Raw genomic sequence first — 18,907 nt, forward strand, 5'->3', positions numbered from 1 at the left:
CGCGGAAATCTGTTCCCAGACTTCCGCGCCGCATTAGTGTGATCGATTCGCCTCAGCTCCGAAACCGGGTTTCGCGAGGCGCGTTCGCCCGGTCAGATGCCATTTCTACTGCTCAGCCGAGCTTTTCGACGACCCAGTCGACGCAGCGGGTCAGCTGCGACACATCGTCGGGGTCGATGGCCGGGAACATGCCGACACGCAGCTGGTTACGACCCAGCTTCCGGTACGGCTCGGTGTCCACGATGCCGTTGGCGCGCAGCACCTTCGCGACCTGCGCGGCGTCCACGCTGTCGGCGAAGTCGATGGTGCCCACGACCTGCGAGCGCAGCGCCGGGTTGCCGACGAACGGGGTGGCGTACTCGCTGGTCTCGGCCCACGAGTACAGACGCGAGGAGGAGTCGGCGGTGCGCTTCACGGCCCAGTCCAGACCGCCATTGCCGTTCATCCACTCGATCTGGTTGGCGAACAGCAACAGGGTGGCAAGCGCCGGGGTGTTGTAGGTCTGGTCCTTGGTGGAGTTGTCGATCGCGATCGGCAGCGACAGGAACTCCGGGGTCCAGCGACCCGAGTTCTTGATCTCCTCCACGCGCTCCAGAGCCTTCGGGCTCATCAGCGCGATCCACAGGCCGCCGTCGGAGGCGAAGCACTTCTGCGGGGCGAAGTAGTACACGTCGGTGTCGGCGATGTTCACCGGCAGACCGCCCGCGCCGGAGGTGGCGTCGATGGCGACCAGGGCGTGCTCGGAACCGGCCGGACGCGACACCGGGATGGCGACACCGGTCGAGGTCTCGTTGTGGGCCCAGCCGATGAGGTCGGCCGACGGGTCGGAGGTCGGCTCGGGGGCGTCGCCCGGCTCCGACTTCACGACGATCGGGTCACCGATGAACGGGTTGCCCTTGGCGACCGAGGCGAACTTCGAGGAGAACTCGCCGTTGCTCAGGTGCAGCGACTTCTCGCGGATCAGGCCGAAGGCGGCGGCGTCCCAGAACGCGGTGGTGCCACCGTTGCCCAGCACGACCTCGTAGCCGTCGGGCAGGGAGAACAGGTCGCGCAGACCGGAGCGCACCCGCGCCACCACGTCCTTGACCGGCTTCTGCCGGTGCGAGGTACCGAACACCGAAGCGCCGGTGTCCACCAGGGACTGCAGCTGCTCGGGGCGGACCTTGGAGGGGCCGCAACCGAACCGTCCGTCGGCGGGCTTGAGATCGTCGGGGATGGTCGGGAACGCAGAGGTCATGGCGACAAGGGTAGTGGGGCTATCACCCGCGCTCACGGCCGGGTCCGGGGTGAAAAAACAATCTCGCCAGCGGGTTCGGCAAACGGCGCGTATCGCTGTGTGCCTCGCCACAGACGCACTACGGTTCAGCACCATGGACATGGCCGCGGACAAGCGACCGAACACCGCATCCGACCAGCAGACCGCTCCCGCTCCCGGGCTGTCCCCGGATTCCGCGCGGCCGCGGCCCGACAACGGGCCGCGTCTGGGCCTGCTGGCCCGGCTGTCCTCACAGTTCGGATCGCGCGGCCTGACCCGGCGGGGTCCCGTTCTCGACGACGCCGCCCGCCGGGCGCTGCTGCTGCACGGTCTGGAGGGCACGGCCACCATCCTCGGCGTCCGCGACGACGGGCCCGCCCCGGAGTTCTGGATGCGGGTCCAGATCGAGGGCCGGCACGGTTACGAGACCCGGGTCCGGCAGCGGGCGGCCGCCGCCGACCGGGAGTGGATGCAGCCCGGCGACGTCGTCTGCTGCCGGGCCGATCCCGTCGATCCCGACCGGGTGGTGCTGTATCTACCCGCGCCGGAGGAGACCTCGCGCACCAATATCGCCAAGATCCTGGCCGACGGCCGGCGCGCCCGCGCGACCGTGCTGGCCGCCACCCCGGTCGCGGCCGATTACAGCGGGCGCGACGATCCGGTGCTGCGGCTGGATCTGGAACTGCACGCCTGGGACGAGCCCGGCCCGTGGCGGGTGCGGGTGGTGCAGCCGGTGCCGCTCTCGGCGCTGGAACTGGTCGATCTGGGCCGTCACCTGGATGTGGCGTTCTTCACCGTGGATCGCGGCGAATCCGTGGCCGTCGACTGGGCGGCCTCCCGGCGCAACTGACCGTCGCGCCGGAGGCGGGTCGAAGTACTAGGGCAGATGCACGAATTGGAAGCCGTTGGCCTTCAGCGCCGGGAGCGCGGCCAGCATGCCCGGACCGGTGCCCGACTTGGGCCGATGCATGTGGGCCAGGGAGATGCCGCCGGACTTGGCTCCCGACATCGCCGACTGCACCTGCGCGGCCGAGGCGGTCGCGCCGAAGTCCGCGTTCACCGTATATCCGACCGGGGTCTCCCCCAGGTCCTGCACGATCGACACCGCCACCTCGTCGTAGTGGGCGGTGCCGGCGCGGAAGAACCGCGGCCCGTGCCCGGTCAGGGCGGCGATGCGCTGGTGGTTGCCCCACACCTCGTCCACCGCGGCCTGCGCGGAGGCGGTGCCCTTGATCTCGTAGGCGGCGCGGCCGTTCACCGAGAGCGGGCAGTGCGCGGTGCCGTGATTGCCGATCTCGAACAGCGGGTTGGCGGCCAGCTGCCCGGCGCGGGCCGGGTTGGCGTCGATCCAGCGCTTGTTCAGGAACAGGGTGGCCGGGATCTGCTGGGCCTGCAGGAAGGCGAGCAGGTTCTCGTCGATGTCGTTGTTGCCGGGGCCGCCGCAGGCGTCGAAGGTGACGGCGAACTGCTTGCCGGTGGGGTTGAAGCCGGTCAGGATGCCGTCGACGTCGACACCCCAGGCCTTCGGGGTGCGGCCCGCGTACTTGGCCGCGACGGCGTCCGGGGACACCGTGGAGACGGGTAGCCGGGCCGGCGCGGAGGCCGGATCGGCGGCGCCACGCGGTGGATCGAGGATGCGGTCGGACGAGTTGCCGTTCGCCACACCGCATCCGGCGGTGGCGAGGCCCGCGGCCAGCGCCGCGCCCGCGGCGAAGAAGCCGCGCCTGGACAGTCCTGCGTCGAGCACCGGAGCAGGTTATGTGAATCCCGGCGCGCAATCTACGGTCTGAATCAGGATTCTCGCCGCCTTCGCGGTCTGGCAACCAATTCGCCACCGCAGTTGGGGCATACGTAATCCATTGTTCGACCACACGATTCACAGAAGGTGCACTCGTAGCTGCAGATCAGCGCCGGACCCTCAGCAGGTAAATGGGCAATCTCGCATCGTTCACAGCGTGTCCGCATTTCCAGCGCCATCCGGTCTCCTCGTCCGCGCGCTTCCGGTCCCCCGTGCGCGAGTGTGATCGATTTCCTTTTCATATCGAAGGCCCGAGTGCCCCAGACTGTAGCCTGCCTGTCCGAATCAACCCTTTTGCAAGGAAACGCATTGACTTACCCGAACAACCCGTACCCGCAACAGCAGCCGGGGTACGGCTACCCGCCCGCCGATCAGCCCGCCCCGGGCTACGGTGCGCCCCAGCCCGGTTACGCGGCCCCGCCGCCGGGTTACGGCGCACCGCAACCCGCGTACGGCGCACCGCAACCCGCGTACGGCGCGCCCCAGCCCGGCTACGGCGCACCGCAGCAGCCGGCGTACGGCGCTCCCCAGTCACCCTATGGCGCACCGCAACCCGCGTTCGGTGCACCTCAGCCCGGCTACGCTCCGTTCGGGGGGTTCGGAGCGGAGTATGCGGGCTGGGGCGCACGCGCGGGCGCACGCCTGCTGGACGGGCTGATCATCGGAGGCCCGTTCCTGCTGCTGACGATCCTCGCCAACACCGTGGGCACCTCCGAGCCCACCTGCACGACCAGCCAGTACTCGGGCTACACCCGGTGTGACGCCGGGTCCATGAACGCCCTGGGCATCATCTGCGCCCTGATCGGCTTGGTGGCGGCCATCGGCACCGCGCTGTACTTCGCCTACCAGGAGGGCACGACCGGCCAGACGGTCGGCAAGCGGGCGCTCGGCATTCGCGTGATCCGCGAATCGACCCGCCAGCCAATCGGTTTCGGCATGGCCATCGTGCGCTACTTCGCCGGAAATGTGAACAGTCTGGCCTGCTACCTCGGCTGGCTGTGGCCGCTCTGGGATGAGAAGAAGCAGACCCTGAGCGACAAGATCGTGGGGACGATCGTCGTCAAGGCGTAGGACGAAGAACAATGGCCCGCGGCGAATTCTCGCCGCGGGCCATTGTTCGTTCAGCGCACTCTACTTGTGCGACACCAGGTTCCAGCCGGTGACGGTCTCCGGCTTGCGCGGGGCCGGGCCGGTGTAGATGGCGGCCGGGCGGACCAGCTTGCCGAGCTGCTTCTGCTCCAGGATGTGGGCACACCAGCCGGCGGTGCGGCCACAGGTGAACATGGCGGGCATCATGTGCGCCGGGACCTCGGCGAAGTCCAGGATCACGGCGGCCCAGAACTCGACATTGGTCTCGATGGCGCGGTCGGGGCGACGCTCGCGCAGCTCGGCCAGGGCGGCCTGCTCCAGCGCGGCGGCGACCTCGAAGCGCGGGGCGTCCAGGCGCTGGGCGGTGGCGCGCAGCACGCGGGCGCGCGGGTCCTCGGCGCGGTAGACGCGGTGGCCGAAGCCCATCAGCTTTTCCTTGCGGTCCAGGATGCCCTTGACCAGAGCCCGTGCGTCGCCGGACTTCTCGACCTCTTCGATCATCGGGAGCACGCGGGCCGGGGCGCCGCCGTGCAGCGGGCCGGACATGGCGCCGATGGCGCCGGACAGCGAAGCCGCCACGTCGGCGCCGGTGGAGGCGATGACCCGGGCGGTGAAGGTGGAGGCGTTCATGCCGTGCTCGGCGGCGGACACCCAGTAGGCGTCGATGGCCTCGGTGTGGCGCGGGTCCGGGTCACCCTTCCAGCGGGTCATGAACCGCTCGGTGATGGTGGCCGATTCGTCGATCTTCGACTGTGGCACGGCGGGCTGGTAGATGCCGCGCGCCGACTGGGCGACATAGGACAGCGCCATGACCGAGGCCCGGGCGAGGTTCTCGCGGGCGGTGTCGTCGTCGATGTCGAGCAGCGGCTCGTAACCCCAGATCGGGGCCAGCATGGCCAGACCGGCCTGCACGTCGACGCGGACGTCGCCGGTATGGATGGGGAGCGGGAACGGTTCGGCGGGCGGTAGGCCGCGGCCGAATTCGCCGTCCACGAGCAGGGCCCAGACATCACCGAAGGTGACCCGGTTACCGACCAGGTCCTCGATGTCGACGCCGCGGTACCGGAGCGCACCGCCGTCCTTGTCCGGTTCGGCGATATCGGTGGTGAAGGCCACCACGCCTTCGAGACCGCTCACGAAGCCGTCGGGGACGACATTGGGTACCGCAGCGCTGGCAGTCATGTTGTGACTCTCCTTGCATGTCGGGCTGCCCGATCCCTGAGCAGCCACGCCGATCACCTGGAGCTTAACCCCCGCATTACTCCGGAGTAACGTCTGGCCCATGGTTGACCAGGAGAAATTCGCGACATCCGACCTCGATCTCGCGGCCTTGCGCGTCGAGTACGGAGTCGATCAGGGCGACAACCATCCGCCCCGCGATACCGACCTGGACGAGACCTGGCTGGCCGAGGGCTGGGAGCCGTTGCTGCGCAATTGGATCGAGGACGCCACCAGCGCGGGCCTGACCGACGCGAACTCGATGGTGCTGAGCACCGTCGAGATCGCCGAGACCGGTCCGCGGCCGTCGTCGCGAACCGTCCTGTGCAAGGGGCTTTCTCCCGAGGGTGTGACTTTTTACACGAATTACGACTCGTTCAAGGGCCGTCAGCTGACCCAAACCGCCTACGCGTCGGCCACATTCGTCTGGCAGGCGATGGGGCGGCAGGTGACGGTGCGCGGCCCGGTGCTGCGGGTGCCCGCCGAGGCCACCGAGGTGTACTGGCAGTCCCGGCCGCGTGGCTCCCGACTGGGTGCGTGGGCGTCGGAGCAGTCGCGGACCATCGCCTCGCGGGCCGAGCTGGATGAGCGCATGGCCGCGACCGAGGCCCGGTTCGCCGAGGTGGACGACATTCCGGTGCCGCCGTTCTGGGGCGGTTTCCAGATCCGGCCGGAGACCGTCGAGTTCTGGCAGGGCCGTCGCAGCCGCATGCACAACCGCATCCGGGTGACCATGGAACCGGGCAATTCGGACGTGTCGGCCATGAAAGTCGAACGCCTCCAACCCTGATGCCCCGGCAAGGCCCCGAAAGAGTTGGATATCTCACGTTCAAATGATGGGATGATCGGTCCAAAATAAGTCGGTGAAGCTGCTCGCCGACATAACTCCATTACGGAATCCCGACTACCGGAGGCTCTGGACCACCGGCATCGTCACCGTGATCGGCGCGCAGCTGTCCGTCGTAGCCGTCCCCAAACAGCTCTACGACATCACCCACAGTTCCTCCTACGTCGGCCTGGCCGGACTGTTCGGCCTCGTCCCGCTCATCGTCTTCGGACTCTGGGGCGGCGCGCTCGCCGACGCCATGGACCGCCGCAAGATGCTGCTCGTCACCTCCGCGGGCACCGGCCTGACCGCCCTCGCCTTCTGGGCGCAGGCCGCGGCGGGACTGAACAATGTGTGGCTGGTGCTGATCCTGTTCGCGGCGCAGCAGGCGTTCTTCGCCATGAACCAGCCCGCCCGCAGCGCCATCTACCCGCGCCTGCTGCCGCCCGAGCAGCTGCCCGCGGCGAACTCGCTGAGCATGACCGTCATGCAGTTCGGCGCCATCGCCGGACCGGTGCTGGCGGGCATGCTGATTCCGCTCGCGGGCCTGTCCACGCTGTACCTGCTGGACGCCATCGCGCTGCTGGCCACGCTGTGGGCCACCTGGAAGCTGCCGCCCATCCCGCCGCACGGCGAAGCCCGCCGGGCCGGACTGCGCGAGGTATTCGACGGCTTCGCCTATCTGGCCACCCAGCGCATCCTGCTGGCCTCCTTCGCGGTGGACGTGGTGGCCATGGTGTTCGGCATGCCGCGCGCCCTGTTCCCGCAGATCGCCCAGGACAGCTTCGGCGACTCCGCTTCGGGCGGAACGGCTCTGGGGCTGCTGTTCGCGGCCATGTCGGTGGGCGCGGTGCTGGGCGGGGTGTTCTCCGGCTGGCTGTCGCGGGTGCGGCGGCAGGGCCTGGCCGTGGTGGTCTGCATCGTGCTGTGGGGTCTGGGCATGGTCGGGTTCGGCCTGGCCGTAGGCCTGGTCGGGCACGGGCTGAGCATGACCCTGGCGCTCTGGATCGCGCTGGCCTGCCTGGCCTTCGGCGGCGCGGTCGACATGTTCTCGGCGGCTTTGCGCACCACCATGCTGCAGTCGGTGGCGACCGACGAGATGCGCGGGCGGTTGCAGGGCGTGTTCATCGTTGTCGTGGCGGGTGGACCGCGCGTCGGTGATGTTGCGCACGGTTTCGCGGCAGCGGCGGTGGGTACCGCGGCGACCGCCGCGGGCGGCGGCGTGCTCGTCGTGGTCGGCATGATGCTGGCCGTCGTGGCATTTCCCGCGTTCGTGCGATACCGGGTGGCACGTGCCCATTCGGAGGTGCCGGTCGCCTGAGGTCCGGCGTTCATGCGCATAGCACATGACCGCCGCTCGCCTCACCTGCGAACGACGTGACTGTGAGGTAGTCAAGGGACACCCTCATTACTCGGGCGTAGTGGACAGCGGCTAGCGTTGAGTACAAGCGCATCGTGTGTCACCCGCGTCGATGCCTACGGTTTCAAGCCTGAGAGGGATCCTTCCGTGCCCGCTGAGAACATCATCAACGTCGACGACGACGCCAAGCCGGTACTGCAATACCCGGGCGGCGAGTACCCGATGACCGTCGCCAAGGCTGTCGAGGGTAATGACGGGATCGACCTGGGCAAGCTGCTCGCCAGCACCGGGTACACGACCTACGACCCCGGCTTCATGAACACCGCGTCGACCAAGTCGGCCATCACCTACATCGACGGCGAGGCGGGCATCCTGCGCTACCGCGGGTACCCGATCGAGCAGCTCGCGGGCAAGGCGACCTTCATCGAGGTCAGCTACCTGCTCATCTACGGCGAGCTGCCGACCCCGACGCAGCTCGACGACTTCACCGACCGGATCCGCCGGCACACCCTGCTGCACGAGGACCTGAAGCGGTTCTTCGACGGCTTCCCGCGCAACGCGCACCCGATGCCGGTGCTGTCGTCGGCGGTCAACGCGCTGTCGGCGTACTACCAGGACTCGCTGGACCCGCGCGACCCCGAGCAGGTCGAGCTGTCCACCATCCGACTACTCGCCAAGCTGCCGACCATCGCGGCCTACGCGTACAAGAAGTCGGTCGGCCAGCCGTTCCTGTACCCGGACAACTCGCTGTCGCTGGTGGAGAACTTCCTGCGGATGACCTTCGGCTTCCCGGCCGAGCCCTACGAGGTCGACCCGGAGATCGCCGCCGCGCTGGACATGCTGCTGGTCCTGCACGCCGACCACGAGCAGAACTGCTCGACTTCGACCGTGCGCCTGGTCGGTTCGTCCGACGCCAACCTGTTCACCTCGGTGTCCGGCGGCATCAACGCGCTCTGGGGCCCGCTGCACGGCGGCGCCAACCAGGCCGTGCTGGAGATGCTCGACGACATCAAGGCCAATGGCGGCGACGTCAAGGAGTTCGTCCGCAAGGTCAAGAACAAGGAAGACGGCGTGAAGCTCATGGGCTTCGGGCACCGCGTCTACCGCAACTACGACCCGCGCGCGACGCTGGTCAAGCAGGTCGCGGACGGCATCCTGGCCAAGATCGGCGGCGACGACCAGCTGCTCGACATCGCCAAGGCGCTCGAAGAGGCCGCGCTGACCGACGAGTACTTCATCGAGCGTCGCCTGTACCCGAACGTCGACTTCTACACCGGCGTCATCTACCGGGCCATGGGCTTCCCGACCCGCATGTTCACCGTGCTGTTCGCCATGGGCCGCCTGCCGGGCTGGATCGCCCACTGGCGCGAGATGCACAGCGAGCCGCTGAAGATCGGCCGTCCGCGCCAGATCTACACCGGCTACGGCGAGCGCGACTACGTGGAGATCAACGGCCGTTGATCCCTCGGGCCCTGGGCCCGAACGCTTTTCCCGGGAAATCCCCGTCGTCACACCTCGTGGCGGCGGGGATTTCTCGTTGCCGACGACCTGTCGTTGACAAGGACTTGTTAAGGATCTCGCTGGCGTGGGGCGGCACTCTTGTTCTCACGGGGGTCAGCTGCCGCGGCGGGGGCGGCAGCTGGCCCCCGAAGAAATCGGATGCGGGGAACCGGAAATCCTGGGATCTTCGGGGAATGGCATCGACGAATGGCATTACCGTGCGTTCGGCACGAGCTGAGGAACGGCCGGAACTCGTCCAGCTGATGGACATGGGCTTCGGCATGCGTGGCGGTCCGGCGGACGTCGAGTTCGGGCCGCAGGTCTTCCCCACCGAACGAGCCCTGGTCGCCGTCGACGGCGATCGTCTCGTCGGGCACGTCAACGACCGCGTCATGACCGTCACGGTGCCGGGCCCACGCACCGTCCAGGCCAGTGGCGTCACCGGCGTCGCGGTCGCGCCCACGCATCGGCGGCGCGGCATTCTGCGGGCGCTCTACACCGCGCTGCACGAGCGCATCGAGGCCGAGGGCCTGCCGCTCACCATCTTCACCGTCAGCGAGGGCGGCATCTACGGCCGCTTCGGCTACGGGCCCTCGATCCAGGAGATCGACCTCTCGATTCGCGGGCGCACCGCCGAATTCCGGCCCACCACACCGGATCCCGGCGGCGTGCGGGTCGCGGCCCTGGCCGAGGCGGAGCAGGTCCTGCCCGAGATCTACGACCGCTGGCGACGACTCACGCCCGGTGCGCAGGTGCGTCCCGAAGCCCGGTGGCAGCAGCGGTTCTTCGCCGAAGCGGTGCAGAACGAGGACGGCGCGCCGCAGTTCTTCCTGATCCACCCGGACGGGTACGCCATCCTGCGCCGCTCCTGGCACGACTACAAGAACACCGCCACCATCCGCGAAATGCGCACCGTCACACCGGAAGCCCACATCGCGCTGTGGCGGGTGCTGTTGAGCATGGACCTGGTGCACGACATCAGAGCGAGCACCTACGACGGGGATCCGCTCCCCTTCCTGGTCACCGATCCGCGTCTGATCGAGGTCGTCGGCCGCCACGACACGCTGTGGACCCGCCTCATGGACGTGCCCGGCGCGCTGACCGCGCGCACGTATCAGCGGGACCTGGATGTGGTGCTGGCCGTGGACGATCCGTTCCGCGACGCGGGCGGCACCTTCGCGCTGCGGGTGCGCGACGGGATCGCCGAGTGCGCGCCCACCGATCGCGCCCCGGATCTGGAACTCGGCATCGACGTGCTCGGCAGCCTCTACTTCGGCGGCTACCGGGCCCGGGTCTATGCCGCCGCCAACCGGATCCAGGCCAAGGACGCGACGGTGCTGCGGGCCTTCGACGAGGCGTTCACCGCCGAGCGGGAGGCCGAGCTGGGCTGGTTCTTCTGAGCCCGGAACGGGCAGTGGCCGGGCCACACCCGAGGGTGCGGCCCGGCCACTGACTCCCACCCGGCCCTGGGACGAGGCCGAATGCTCTACCGACCGGCGATCTTCGCGCGGAACGGTCCGCCGACGCTGTTGAACAGCAGATCGCCGTTGGGGAAGCCCTCCACGATGGCGTAGGCGCCGTTGCCGAGGTTGGACTGCCCGAAGATGGTGCGGTGCACCGTCTCCCCGGTCTTCCAGTCCAGGCCGGTCACCTCCCAGCCGTCGGCCTTGCTGTAGCCGTTGACGAAGACCATCCCGGTCGTGGTCGAGGTGGCCGGAACCATGGAGGTCGAGACCACGTCACCGCGCTCCCACACCGAATTCCACTTGTCCGCCTTCGGATCCCATTCGAAGCGCTGCATGCCGTGCGGCGGCGCGTCGACCGGGCCGTTGGAGAGCACGTCCACCAGGCGATCGGGTTCGCCGCCGGAACCGATGTTCTGCACCACGAACGCGCCGTACCCGTTGACCACCACGGACTGCTCGGACTGGATGAACTCCGGCTTCGGATCGGTCAGACCGGCGGTCACCTCGATCTGGTCGGCGATCCGGTTCGACTCGGCGCCGGGCTTCTGGGCGAAGCCCTCGGGAATCTTGTTGCGCCAGAACGCGACCAGCTTCATGTGGTCCGCGCCGTCGGTGATCACGACCAGTTCGTCGTTGTCCTTGCCGTAGCCCATCAGGGTCGGCGTGGATCCGGTGCCGATGCCGAACTTCACCGCCGGGGGCTGGCGGCCGAAGTCGTAGGGCGAGGACCACGCGCCGTCGCTCTCCTCGGTGGAGAGCTTGCTGCCGGTCCACACCACCTTGCGCATGATCTTGTCGCTGGCGATGTAGATGCCGCCGTCCTCGTCATTGGCCATGGAGTTCGACACGGTCTCGTCGCTGCCGAAGCGCACCTGCTGGGGCGTGCCCGCCAGGTCGCGGTCGAAGGCCAGCAGGCCGCGCGAGGACGCCACGATCACGTGGCCGTCGTAGGTCATGGAGACGCCGACGATGTTCTCCGGCATGCCCAGCGAGGTGGTCCCGGTGCCCAGGTACTGCTTCAGGTCGATGTGCTTGACGACCTCGATGCCGTCCTCGGGCTTGTCCTTGTTCTTCAGCGCGAAGATGAACAGCTGCGAGTCGAAGGTGTTGAAGTAGACCCGGTTGTCCTTGTCGACCAGGCCGTAGACGCCATTGGCGATGCGGGTCCAGTTCGCGCCGCCCCAGTCCTGGGCGATGGCGTTCTGGATCTGCCCGGCGTCGGTGAAGTTCTGGTCCAGCACCTGGTCCAGGGCCTGCGGGCTGATCGATGCGATGCCCGGGGTGTCCAGGGCCGCGATCTCCTTGAAGCCGCCGTCGGAGACGTCGACGTAGCGGACGCCCTGGGTCGAGGAGATCCAGCGGTATTTGTCCGAGGTGGAGGCCAGGGTCATGATGCTCACCGGGCCGACCGGCACCCGCGGCATGGCCTTCGGGTCGATATGGAAGGTGCCGCGCGGAATCGGGTCCGGGAAACTGTCGGACTGCGCGGAATCCAGGTGGGTGATGGCGTAGTGGTCGGCGGCCAGATACGGATTGCGCGCGGGGCCCGAGCCGGCCGAGCCGGGCTCCGATCTCGCGGTGGAGTTCGCTGCCGAACCCGAGGAATTGCCGCTACTGCACGCGGCCAGGCCGCCCGTTGCGACAAGGGCCAGCGCGGTCAGGCCTACCGATAGTCGTTTAATGTTGCTCAAAGTATGCCCACGCTTTCTCCGAATATCGAGACAGCATCTGGAACTGGCTAGATCTTGGATAGCGTGAGATTAGCAGTGAGCTGATTCACCAATCGGGAAATCCACCGGGTTTCACCCGTTACCGGACAGGGCCACCACCGATCAGTCAGGGTTTTCCCGGTGGTGCGGGCCCGTGCCCGCTGGCATGCTGGAACCGTGAAACCGATCCAGTTGATCCTGAACATCCTGTGGCTCGTGCTGGTCGGGTTCTGGATGGCCATCGGCTATGTGATCGCCGGGCTGATCTGCTGCATCCTGATCATCACCATCCCCTGGGGAATCGCCTCGTTCCGCATCGCCTATTTCGTGCTCTGGCCCTTCGGCCGCGAAGCGGTGGAGAAGCCGGACGCGGGTGTGGGATCGATGCTCGGCAATATCGTGTGGATCGTGGTGGCCGGGTGGTGGCTGGCGCTGGGGCACCTGATGACCAGCATCGCGCTCGCGGTCACCATCATCGGAATCCCGTTCGCCTGGGCGAATCTCAAGCTGATCCCGGTATCGCTGTTCCCCCTGGGCCGCGAAATCGTCGACAGCGACCGACGTTTCGGCTACTAGGACGGCGAGGCGCCCCGGCGAATCGGTACGCCTTACTCCGACTCGTCGACGATCTGCTTCATGATGCCGACCGCTTCGCGGAGCACGCCGACCTGGCTGGGCGTCAGCTGCGAGAGCTGATCGGTCATCCACGCCTCGCGGGCCTGATTCTCGTCCGCTATCAAGGCCCGGCCCGCGTCCGACAGCGACACGATGATCTGCCGTCCGTCGGTGGGGTGCGGATTGCGTTCCACCAGATCCATTTCCGACAGCGAGGCGATGACCCGGGTCATCGACGGCGGCTGCACCCGCTCCTTGGCGGCCAGCGCGCCCGGCGTCATGGCGCCCTCCCGATTCAGCGTGGCGAGCGCGGACAGCTGCGTCAGCGAAATCTGGGCATCGGCCCGCCGGCCTCGCAGATGCCGAGTCAAGCGCACCACCGCCAGCGAGAGTTCACCGGCGAGCGCTCGAATGTCGGAAGGCGTTGTCACAGAGGCAAACGATACGGGAACGCCCGCGCGGGGGTCGCCGGTTCGCCTGGTCCAGCGCCGAGCGCACCGGCGCGCCACCGGAACGGCTCGCGCCCTCTAGTCTGAGGGGGTGACCCCGCCGACCGTCCCGGAGATTCCGCCGCGCTTCACCGATCCGCGTCCCGTACTCCTGGTGGGCGCCATCGGTTTCCTGATCGCGACGGTCGCGGTGTGGCTGAACGACGCGTGGGCGACCGCGCGTCCGGTGTGCCTGATGGGATTGGGCGTCGGACTGCTGGGCTACACCATCTTCGCGATTCAGCGGCGGAGTGCGCGTCGGGGTGATAAAGGCGCACAACGCGGTCTGGATTAGCACAGGGAAGCGACTGGTCATCTGACCAACAGGCATGCCAAGCAAACTTGTGTAGCCCGCGAATTGACTGCACGCGCCTCGGAGGCTTAACTCCCTGGAGTGTCCTCCCGATTGAGCGTCGAAGAACGACGGGCCCACCTTATCGAGGCAGCCATCGGCCTTGCCGAAAAAAAGGGCGTGGCCGGGGTTACCACCCGCGATGTCGCGCAGGCAGCCGGTGTTTCCCTCGGTGTGGTGCATTACTGTTTCGAAAACAAAGATCAGCTGATGACCGAGCTGGTCAAGGCGCTTTCGATGGAATTGCGTGATTCCGTCGACGCCAACGAAACCGTATGGCAGGACGTCGGAACCGGAAAAGCCGCGTTTCAGCAATTGGTGCGTGCCGGCCTGGAACTCATGTGGCTCAACATCGAAGCCACCCCGGAACGACAACTACTCACCTACGAGACCACCACCTACGCGCTACGCGAAGGGGAACAGACCCCCGCCAAACTGGCCATCGCCCGCGAGCAGTACACCTTCAACGACTCCACGGTCGCCGATATCTTCGAGCACGCGCGCGAAGCCACCGACTGCCAGTGGACCGTTCCGGTCGGCACCCTGTCCCGCTTCATCCTCGCCACCATCGACGGCATCGTGCTGCGCTGGCTGGTCGACAACGACAGCGCCGCCGTCCGTGACCAACTGGACGTCCTCGCCACCACCGTGGCAGCCCACGCGGCCTGACCCGACCCCCCTTCTCCTCCGGCGCGGGCAGCGTGATCGCCCGCGCCGGACCCGATCTCAGCGACGCGAGAAGTTCTGCGGCTGCCCCTGCACATGGGTGACATCGCCCTCGCGCCACCACGCCACCTCGACCGTGGCCTCGAACGCGCCGGTCAACCGGACCCGCAATTCGTCGTGCACCACCAGATCGCCTGCCGGAAGCGGCATATCGAACTGCAGGCGCAACAGCACGCCCAGCGGATCCGCGGTCCAGCTGGTCTCGCGACCCGTGCTCACCACCTCCGCCGTCACCGCCTCCGAGGCCAGCGGCAGATCCAGCAGGGTGGCCAGCGGACGCGCGCACGCCATGTCCCCGACCACCAGGCGATCCGCGGGCAGCGCCGGACCGAACCACGGGCGATCCAGCACCAGCGCGTCGGCGGCCGGAATCACCTCCCCGCTCAGCGCGCGCACCTGACCCGGCAGCACCAGGTCCTCGGTGTCCAGCCGGCCCGCGTCCAGCGCCTCCGCCAAACGCCGGTAGGTCTGCGAAATCGATTCGGGCGTAGGCACTCTCGCCGGATCGGCCAGCGCGTCGAGCAGCTCCTCGGCGAGCGCGGGCGTCAGCACCTCCGGATCGGCGAGAACACTGCGCAGCACCGCCAGGTCCTGGGCGCCGAAGCCCGGCAGCTGCGGGAGCAGGCCCGCGAACAAGGTGTCGTCCGGATGGCGCAGCAGGCCCAGCGGAATGCCGTCGATGTGCGCGTGATGCCGCAGCCACCACGCGGTGTAGCCGTCACGGTCGGCGACCAGGCGGCGGGTGCTCTCCTCGGCCAGCAGCAGGCGCAGGGCCTCCGGCCATTCGGCGTCGTCCACCAGGTCCAGGTCGCGGACCGCCACCAGTTCGGACGGATCCTCGACCAGGCTCTCCCACCAGGTCTCCTCGTCGTCGAGGTGATGGTCGGGGCCGGTCGGATCGGACTCGGCGACCAGGGTGAAACCCCAGCCGACGCCGATGGCGCGCAAAGCTTCCGAGCCGTAGCGCTCCAGGACCGCGGAATCCACGGTGGAGAACGGCGAATCCGCGACCAGCACCCGGTCCAGCGGCGCGCCCGGCAGGAGCAGTTCGTCGGCGGGCGTCAATTCGCCGTCCACGTCCGGCAATTCGATCAAGCCGAGCCAGGACGGCAACGCGCCCGGCGCGGCCAGGGAATGCGCGGCCAGACCCAGCACCGCGTCCACGGTGTCGGGATCGCTGGGATCGTCCTCCAGCACCGCCTGCAGGCCCGGATCGTTCAGCAGATCCTCCGGCGTGGCCGGACGCGCGCCCAGGCGGCCCAGCAGCTCATGCGCCGCCTCCGGATGCGCCAACCGCGCCCAGTGCACCGGAATCGCCTGCTCCAGACGGGCATCCAACACCACCGTGCGCGGACCCGTCACCAGCCGGCCGTCCACCAGCGGCACCGCCAGCGCGCCCAGCTCCTCCACCGACAGCGGATCCACCGCGAACGACTCCAGGGCGTCGTACAGCGAATACCACCACCGCGGTTCGCGTTCCAGGCCGCCGGACAGCTCCGCGATCCGGGCCAGGCCGATCCGGTGCACATCCAGGGCCGCCAGCGCGTCCGTGAACAGGCGGCCCGACAGCTCCGGAATCACCAGCGGTCCGGTCATCTCCGCCAGCAGATCCGCCAATTCCGTGGTCACGCCGGTGAAGACGCCGGCCCGGCGAGGCGAGGCCACACCGATCCGGACCTCCCCGGCCGCCGGAATTCCGGCCGGATGAGATTCATCCACAGCGATCCCCAGCCCGCCGAGGTCGAATTCGGCCGCGCCGGTGGACGCGGTCAGGTCCTCGACCCCGGCCAGGTCGGCGGCTCGGGCCAGATCCGCGGCGGCGGCCAGATCGCCGGACTCGGCCGCGCCGTAACCGGCCACCACATCGTGCGGGCCGATGGCGTCATGGGGTTCGACGGCGTCCGAAGACGATTCGTCCTCGGGCAGGTCCCACAGCGGCAGCGTCTCCGGCTCGGCGGGGCGCGCGGCGCGCGGCTTGGCCGACGGCACGGGGGCATCGGGGCTCGCCACCGGTGCCGGGGCGGAAGCGCTGGGTTCCGAGGCCTCGGCCGGTTGTGGAGCAAGCGTGGGTTCGAGGAGCGCCGCATCGAAATCCGCTGGGGCGAGCGCGGGTTCGGCATCCTGGTGGACGGTGAGGACCGGCAGCCACTCGTTGTCGCGGAGCTCGGCGATGAGGGCTTCGCGCAGGACGGCGTCGGTCTCACTGCGGGCGAAGCCCGGGGTGGGGACCAGGACCAGCCGGTCGCGGGGCGGGAGGGCGCGCGCGAAGGCGGCGTAGTCGGTCGCGAGCTCGGCCGGGCGGGCGCTCGGGAGCAGGCGGCGGCGGTCGGGCTGCATGGGGATGTCGGCGATGAGGACCGCGGGGAGCGAGAGTTCCTCGTCCGAGCGGGTGGGGGCGCGCAGCACGTCCGGGCGGGTGGCGACCGGGCGGCCGTCGCGTACCGGGAGCAGCCAGCGGGCGCGCTCGGTGCGGTACTGCCACCACAGGCGCTCATCGGAATTCGGCCCGGTGACCGTGAGTTCGGTGAGGCCGCCCTCCAGTTCGCGCCGGGTGCTCGCGATCTCGTCGTCGCCGATGCGAATGCTGGTCAGGGCGGGCAGTTCCAGCAGCAGGTCGGGAGCCTCGGCGCGCATCTCGGCGAGCAGCTCGACCGGGTCCACCGATTCGCGCAGGCGCAGCACGATCTCGCTGTCGAAGCCGTCCGCGGGCCGCTCGGCGATGGCCCAGGCCAGGCGCAACGCGGGCGGCTCGAAATCGCCGGACTGCTCCGGGATCTCGATGCCCTGCACGCCGAGCAGCGCCCAGGTCTCGCCCCGGGAGAACCGCACCGACCCGCTGGTCGACCGGAACTCCACCTCGTCGGACACGGTCAGCACCGCGGTGAAACCCACCCCGAACTGCCCGACGGCCGCGCCCTCGGTCTTCCCGGAGGCGCGCAGGGCGGTCAGCGCGTGCACGCCCGAGACGTCCAGCGGCGCACCGCTGTTGGCGATGTGCAGGGTACGGCCGTCCAGCCATACCGCGATCCGGCCGGGCACCCCGGCCTTCACCGCCGCGTCGGCGGCGTTCTGAGCCAGCTCGGTCAGCAGCCGGTCCCGGTATCCGGCCCGCACCAGATCCGCCTCGGTGGCGGCGTCCTCGCGCAACCGGGTGGGCGAGCCGCGCCAGGCGGCCACCACTCCGGCGCGCAATTCCGCCGTGCCGAACGGATCCTCGAATTCGGTCGCGACCACGCGCTACGCCCTTTCCCGAAAGCGGTTGTTGGCACGCCAAGGCCAAGCATCCGGGGTATTACACAGGATCCGGCGCGATCCACCGAAATCCAGCGCTGCCGGGAACTTCCGCGACCGGGCTCAGCGCGACTCCGCCGACCCGGTCTCGGGTTCCACCGACACCGCGGTCACCGCCCACGCGTCGTCGTACACCGCGTCCGGATCGGCCGACTCGAACACGCCGGGATCGGCCTGCTCGGCCTCGGTCTCCCCCGTCGCGGCGGTCTCGCCCTCCGCGACGGAGACCTCGGTCACCTCGACATCGGCGTCCACCACACCGGCCGCCACATCGGCGGACTCGGTCGGGGTCTGCGTTTCGGCGGCGCTCGCCTCGGCGTCGGCGTCGTCAGCCGCCGCGGTCTCGCCTGCGGCGGCGTTCTCCGACTCGGCGGCAGCGCCCGATTCGGCTTCGGCCGCAGTGTTTTCCGCACCCTCGGTCGCGCCGGATTCGTCCGCCGCGGCGGCGGTTTCCGGGCGGAGTTCGGCGAGCGGGATCAGTTCCACGGCGGCGTCGTCGTACGCCTCGTACAGCGGGGAGCCGTTGCCGGTGGGCAGTTCCACGTCCGAGTGCGCGCCGCAGCCGTAGGCCACGTGCACGACACGCCCGTCGGCGCCCATGGCATTGCCGCACACGCCGAAGGCGGCGCGCAGGGAACCGGCGAGCGGGACGTAGAAGCCGCAAAGGCCGCAGGTGGACGGCGCGGAACGGGCCATGTCGGTGTCGGGGCCGAATTCGGAGAACCAGCGGTCGGCGGCCTCCTCGCGGCCCTCGCGGGACAGCACCCGGGTGCGGCCGAGGCCGATCTCGAGCGCGACCTCGTCGACGGCCGGGTCACCGGTGGCGACGTAGCCGGGCACCAGGCGCGGGTCGTTCGCGCGCGGGGCCAGCAGGTCGCCGGGGGCGAGATCGCCGGGGCGGATGCGCTGATCCCACGGGATGAAGTCGGGCGCCACCAGGGCGTCCGGACCCGGCAGCAGGGCCGACTCGCTGACGGTGGCGACCGTCGCCTCCGGCGGGGCCGCCACCACGACCGCCCACTGCCAGCCGTGATAGCCGGGCAGGGTGGCCTCGAAGTGATGGGTGGCCGAGGATTCGTCCTCGCCCGTCACGCCCAGATGCGCGCCCACGCCGACCGGCTCCAGATCCAGCAGCGCACGGCGGGCCAGCTGGACCGCCTCCGCCAGGATCGGCCGCACACCGGACTCCGAAACTCCAACCGCGCTCACGCCCT

The 18,907-nt window shown here is 69.1% G+C and carries 17 protein-coding genes; 9 read left to right on the top strand and 8 right to left on the bottom strand.

Annotated features, from left to right (window positions below):
• Positions 1-112: 112 nt before the first annotated feature.
• Entirely contained in the window at positions 113-1,237 is a 1,125-nt protein-coding gene (gene serC / locus ACWEOI_RS02065) for a phosphoserine transaminase (protein WP_379105744.1), read from the bottom strand.
• Positions 1,238-1,370: 133 nt separating this feature from the next.
• Between serC and ACWEOI_RS02070 the strand changes: the two genes are divergently transcribed.
• The gene (locus ACWEOI_RS02070; protein WP_452358726.1) at positions 1,371-2,105 is read left to right on the top strand and encodes a hypothetical protein; all 735 of its coding nucleotides are present in this window, start codon (positions 1,371-1,373) and stop codon (positions 2,103-2,105) included.
• A gap of 27 nt (positions 2,106-2,132) precedes the next feature.
• On the opposite strand, the gene ACWEOI_RS02075 is transcribed toward ACWEOI_RS02070, so the two are convergent.
• Together ACWEOI_RS02075 and ACWEOI_RS02080 are read right to left on the bottom strand one after the other, a co-directional pair.
• On the bottom strand, positions 2,133-3,002 hold the full coding sequence (locus ACWEOI_RS02075) for a polysaccharide deacetylase family protein (protein WP_452358727.1): 870 nt from the start codon (positions 3,000-3,002) through the stop codon (positions 2,133-2,135).
• Between the two features lie 44 nt (positions 3,003-3,046).
• Positions 3,047-3,295: a DUF1272 domain-containing protein gene (locus tag ACWEOI_RS02080; protein ID WP_452358728.1), complete on the bottom strand. Its 249-nt coding sequence runs from the start codon at positions 3,293-3,295 to the stop codon at positions 3,047-3,049.
• A 67-nt stretch (positions 3,296-3,362) separates the two neighbouring features.
• On the opposite strand from ACWEOI_RS02080, the gene ACWEOI_RS02085 reads away from it, so the two are divergent.
• Positions 3,363-4,124 (top strand): RDD family protein, encoded by a 762-nt coding sequence (locus tag ACWEOI_RS02085; protein ID WP_452358729.1) that lies wholly within the window; start codon positions 3,363-3,365, stop codon positions 4,122-4,124.
• A gap of 60 nt (positions 4,125-4,184) precedes the next feature.
• Here the strand turns inward: ACWEOI_RS02085 and ACWEOI_RS02090 are convergent, their stop codons facing one another.
• Complete coding sequence (locus tag ACWEOI_RS02090) at positions 4,185-5,324, bottom strand: citrate synthase 2 (protein ID WP_433670458.1); 1,140 nt, start codon at positions 5,322-5,324, stop codon at positions 4,185-4,187.
• Positions 5,325-5,424: 100 nt separating this feature from the next.
• Between ACWEOI_RS02090 and pdxH the strand changes: the two genes are divergently transcribed.
• The 4 genes from pdxH to ACWEOI_RS02110 all read left to right on the top strand — a co-directional run bounded on the left by pdxH (position 5,425) and on the right by ACWEOI_RS02110 (position 10,446).
• Positions 5,425-6,150 (top strand): pyridoxamine 5'-phosphate oxidase, encoded by a 726-nt coding sequence (gene pdxH / locus ACWEOI_RS02095; protein ID WP_452358730.1) that lies wholly within the window; start codon positions 5,425-5,427, stop codon positions 6,148-6,150.
• Positions 6,151-6,223: 73 nt separating this feature from the next.
• Positions 6,224-7,507, top strand: a complete 1,284-nt coding sequence (locus tag ACWEOI_RS02100) for an MFS transporter (protein WP_433670454.1) — start codon at positions 6,224-6,226, stop codon at positions 7,505-7,507.
• A gap of 186 nt (positions 7,508-7,693) precedes the next feature.
• The gene (locus ACWEOI_RS02105) at positions 7,694-9,007 is read left to right on the top strand and encodes a citrate synthase (protein ID WP_433670452.1); all 1,314 of its coding nucleotides are present in this window, start codon (positions 7,694-7,696) and stop codon (positions 9,005-9,007) included.
• Between the two features lie 233 nt (positions 9,008-9,240).
• A complete protein-coding gene (locus ACWEOI_RS02110; RefSeq protein WP_452358731.1) occupies positions 9,241-10,446 on the top strand; it encodes a GNAT family N-acetyltransferase in 1,206 nt (401 codons plus the stop codon).
• A gap of 86 nt (positions 10,447-10,532) precedes the next feature.
• On the opposite strand, the gene ACWEOI_RS02115 is transcribed toward ACWEOI_RS02110, so the two are convergent.
• A complete protein-coding gene (locus ACWEOI_RS02115) occupies positions 10,533-12,203 on the bottom strand; it encodes a hypothetical protein (RefSeq protein ID WP_452358732.1) in 1,671 nt (556 codons plus the stop codon).
• A gap of 195 nt (positions 12,204-12,398) precedes the next feature.
• Between ACWEOI_RS02115 and ACWEOI_RS02120 the strand changes: the two genes are divergently transcribed.
• Positions 12,399-12,797 carry a YccF domain-containing protein gene (locus ACWEOI_RS02120; protein ID WP_387300377.1) on the top strand — a complete coding sequence of 133 codons (399 nt, stop codon included), beginning with the start codon at positions 12,399-12,401 and terminating at the stop codon, positions 12,795-12,797.
• 32 nt (positions 12,798-12,829) lie between these two features.
• Here the strand turns inward: ACWEOI_RS02120 and ACWEOI_RS02125 are convergent, their stop codons facing one another.
• On the bottom strand, positions 12,830-13,267 hold the full coding sequence (locus tag ACWEOI_RS02125) for a MarR family winged helix-turn-helix transcriptional regulator (RefSeq protein ID WP_357089467.1): 438 nt from the start codon (positions 13,265-13,267) through the stop codon (positions 12,830-12,832).
• A gap of 109 nt (positions 13,268-13,376) precedes the next feature.
• Here ACWEOI_RS02125 and ACWEOI_RS02130 point away from each other — a divergent pair, with 109 nt between their 5' ends.
• Together ACWEOI_RS02130 and ACWEOI_RS02135 are read left to right on the top strand one after the other, a co-directional pair.
• Positions 13,377-13,619 (top strand): DUF2530 domain-containing protein, encoded by a 243-nt coding sequence (locus tag ACWEOI_RS02130; RefSeq protein WP_379272159.1) that lies wholly within the window; start codon positions 13,377-13,379, stop codon positions 13,617-13,619.
• 111 nt (positions 13,620-13,730) lie between these two features.
• The gene (locus ACWEOI_RS02135; protein ID WP_433670445.1) at positions 13,731-14,345 is read left to right on the top strand and encodes a TetR family transcriptional regulator; all 615 of its coding nucleotides are present in this window, start codon (positions 13,731-13,733) and stop codon (positions 14,343-14,345) included.
• Between the two features lie 57 nt (positions 14,346-14,402).
• Here ACWEOI_RS02135 and ACWEOI_RS02140 read toward each other — a convergent pair whose 3' ends face one another.
• Together ACWEOI_RS02140 and ACWEOI_RS02145 are read right to left on the bottom strand one after the other, a co-directional pair.
• Positions 14,403-17,636 (bottom strand): sacsin N-terminal ATP-binding-like domain-containing protein, encoded by a 3,234-nt coding sequence (locus tag ACWEOI_RS02140; protein ID WP_452358733.1) that lies wholly within the window; start codon positions 17,634-17,636, stop codon positions 14,403-14,405.
• 120 nt (positions 17,637-17,756) lie between these two features.
• Positions 17,757-18,902: a DUF3027 domain-containing protein gene (locus ACWEOI_RS02145; RefSeq protein WP_452358734.1), complete on the bottom strand. Its 1,146-nt coding sequence runs from the start codon at positions 18,900-18,902 to the stop codon at positions 17,757-17,759.
• Between the last annotated feature and the right edge of the window lie 5 nt (positions 18,903-18,907).

Source organism: Nocardia sp. NPDC004340 (assembly GCF_053602575.1).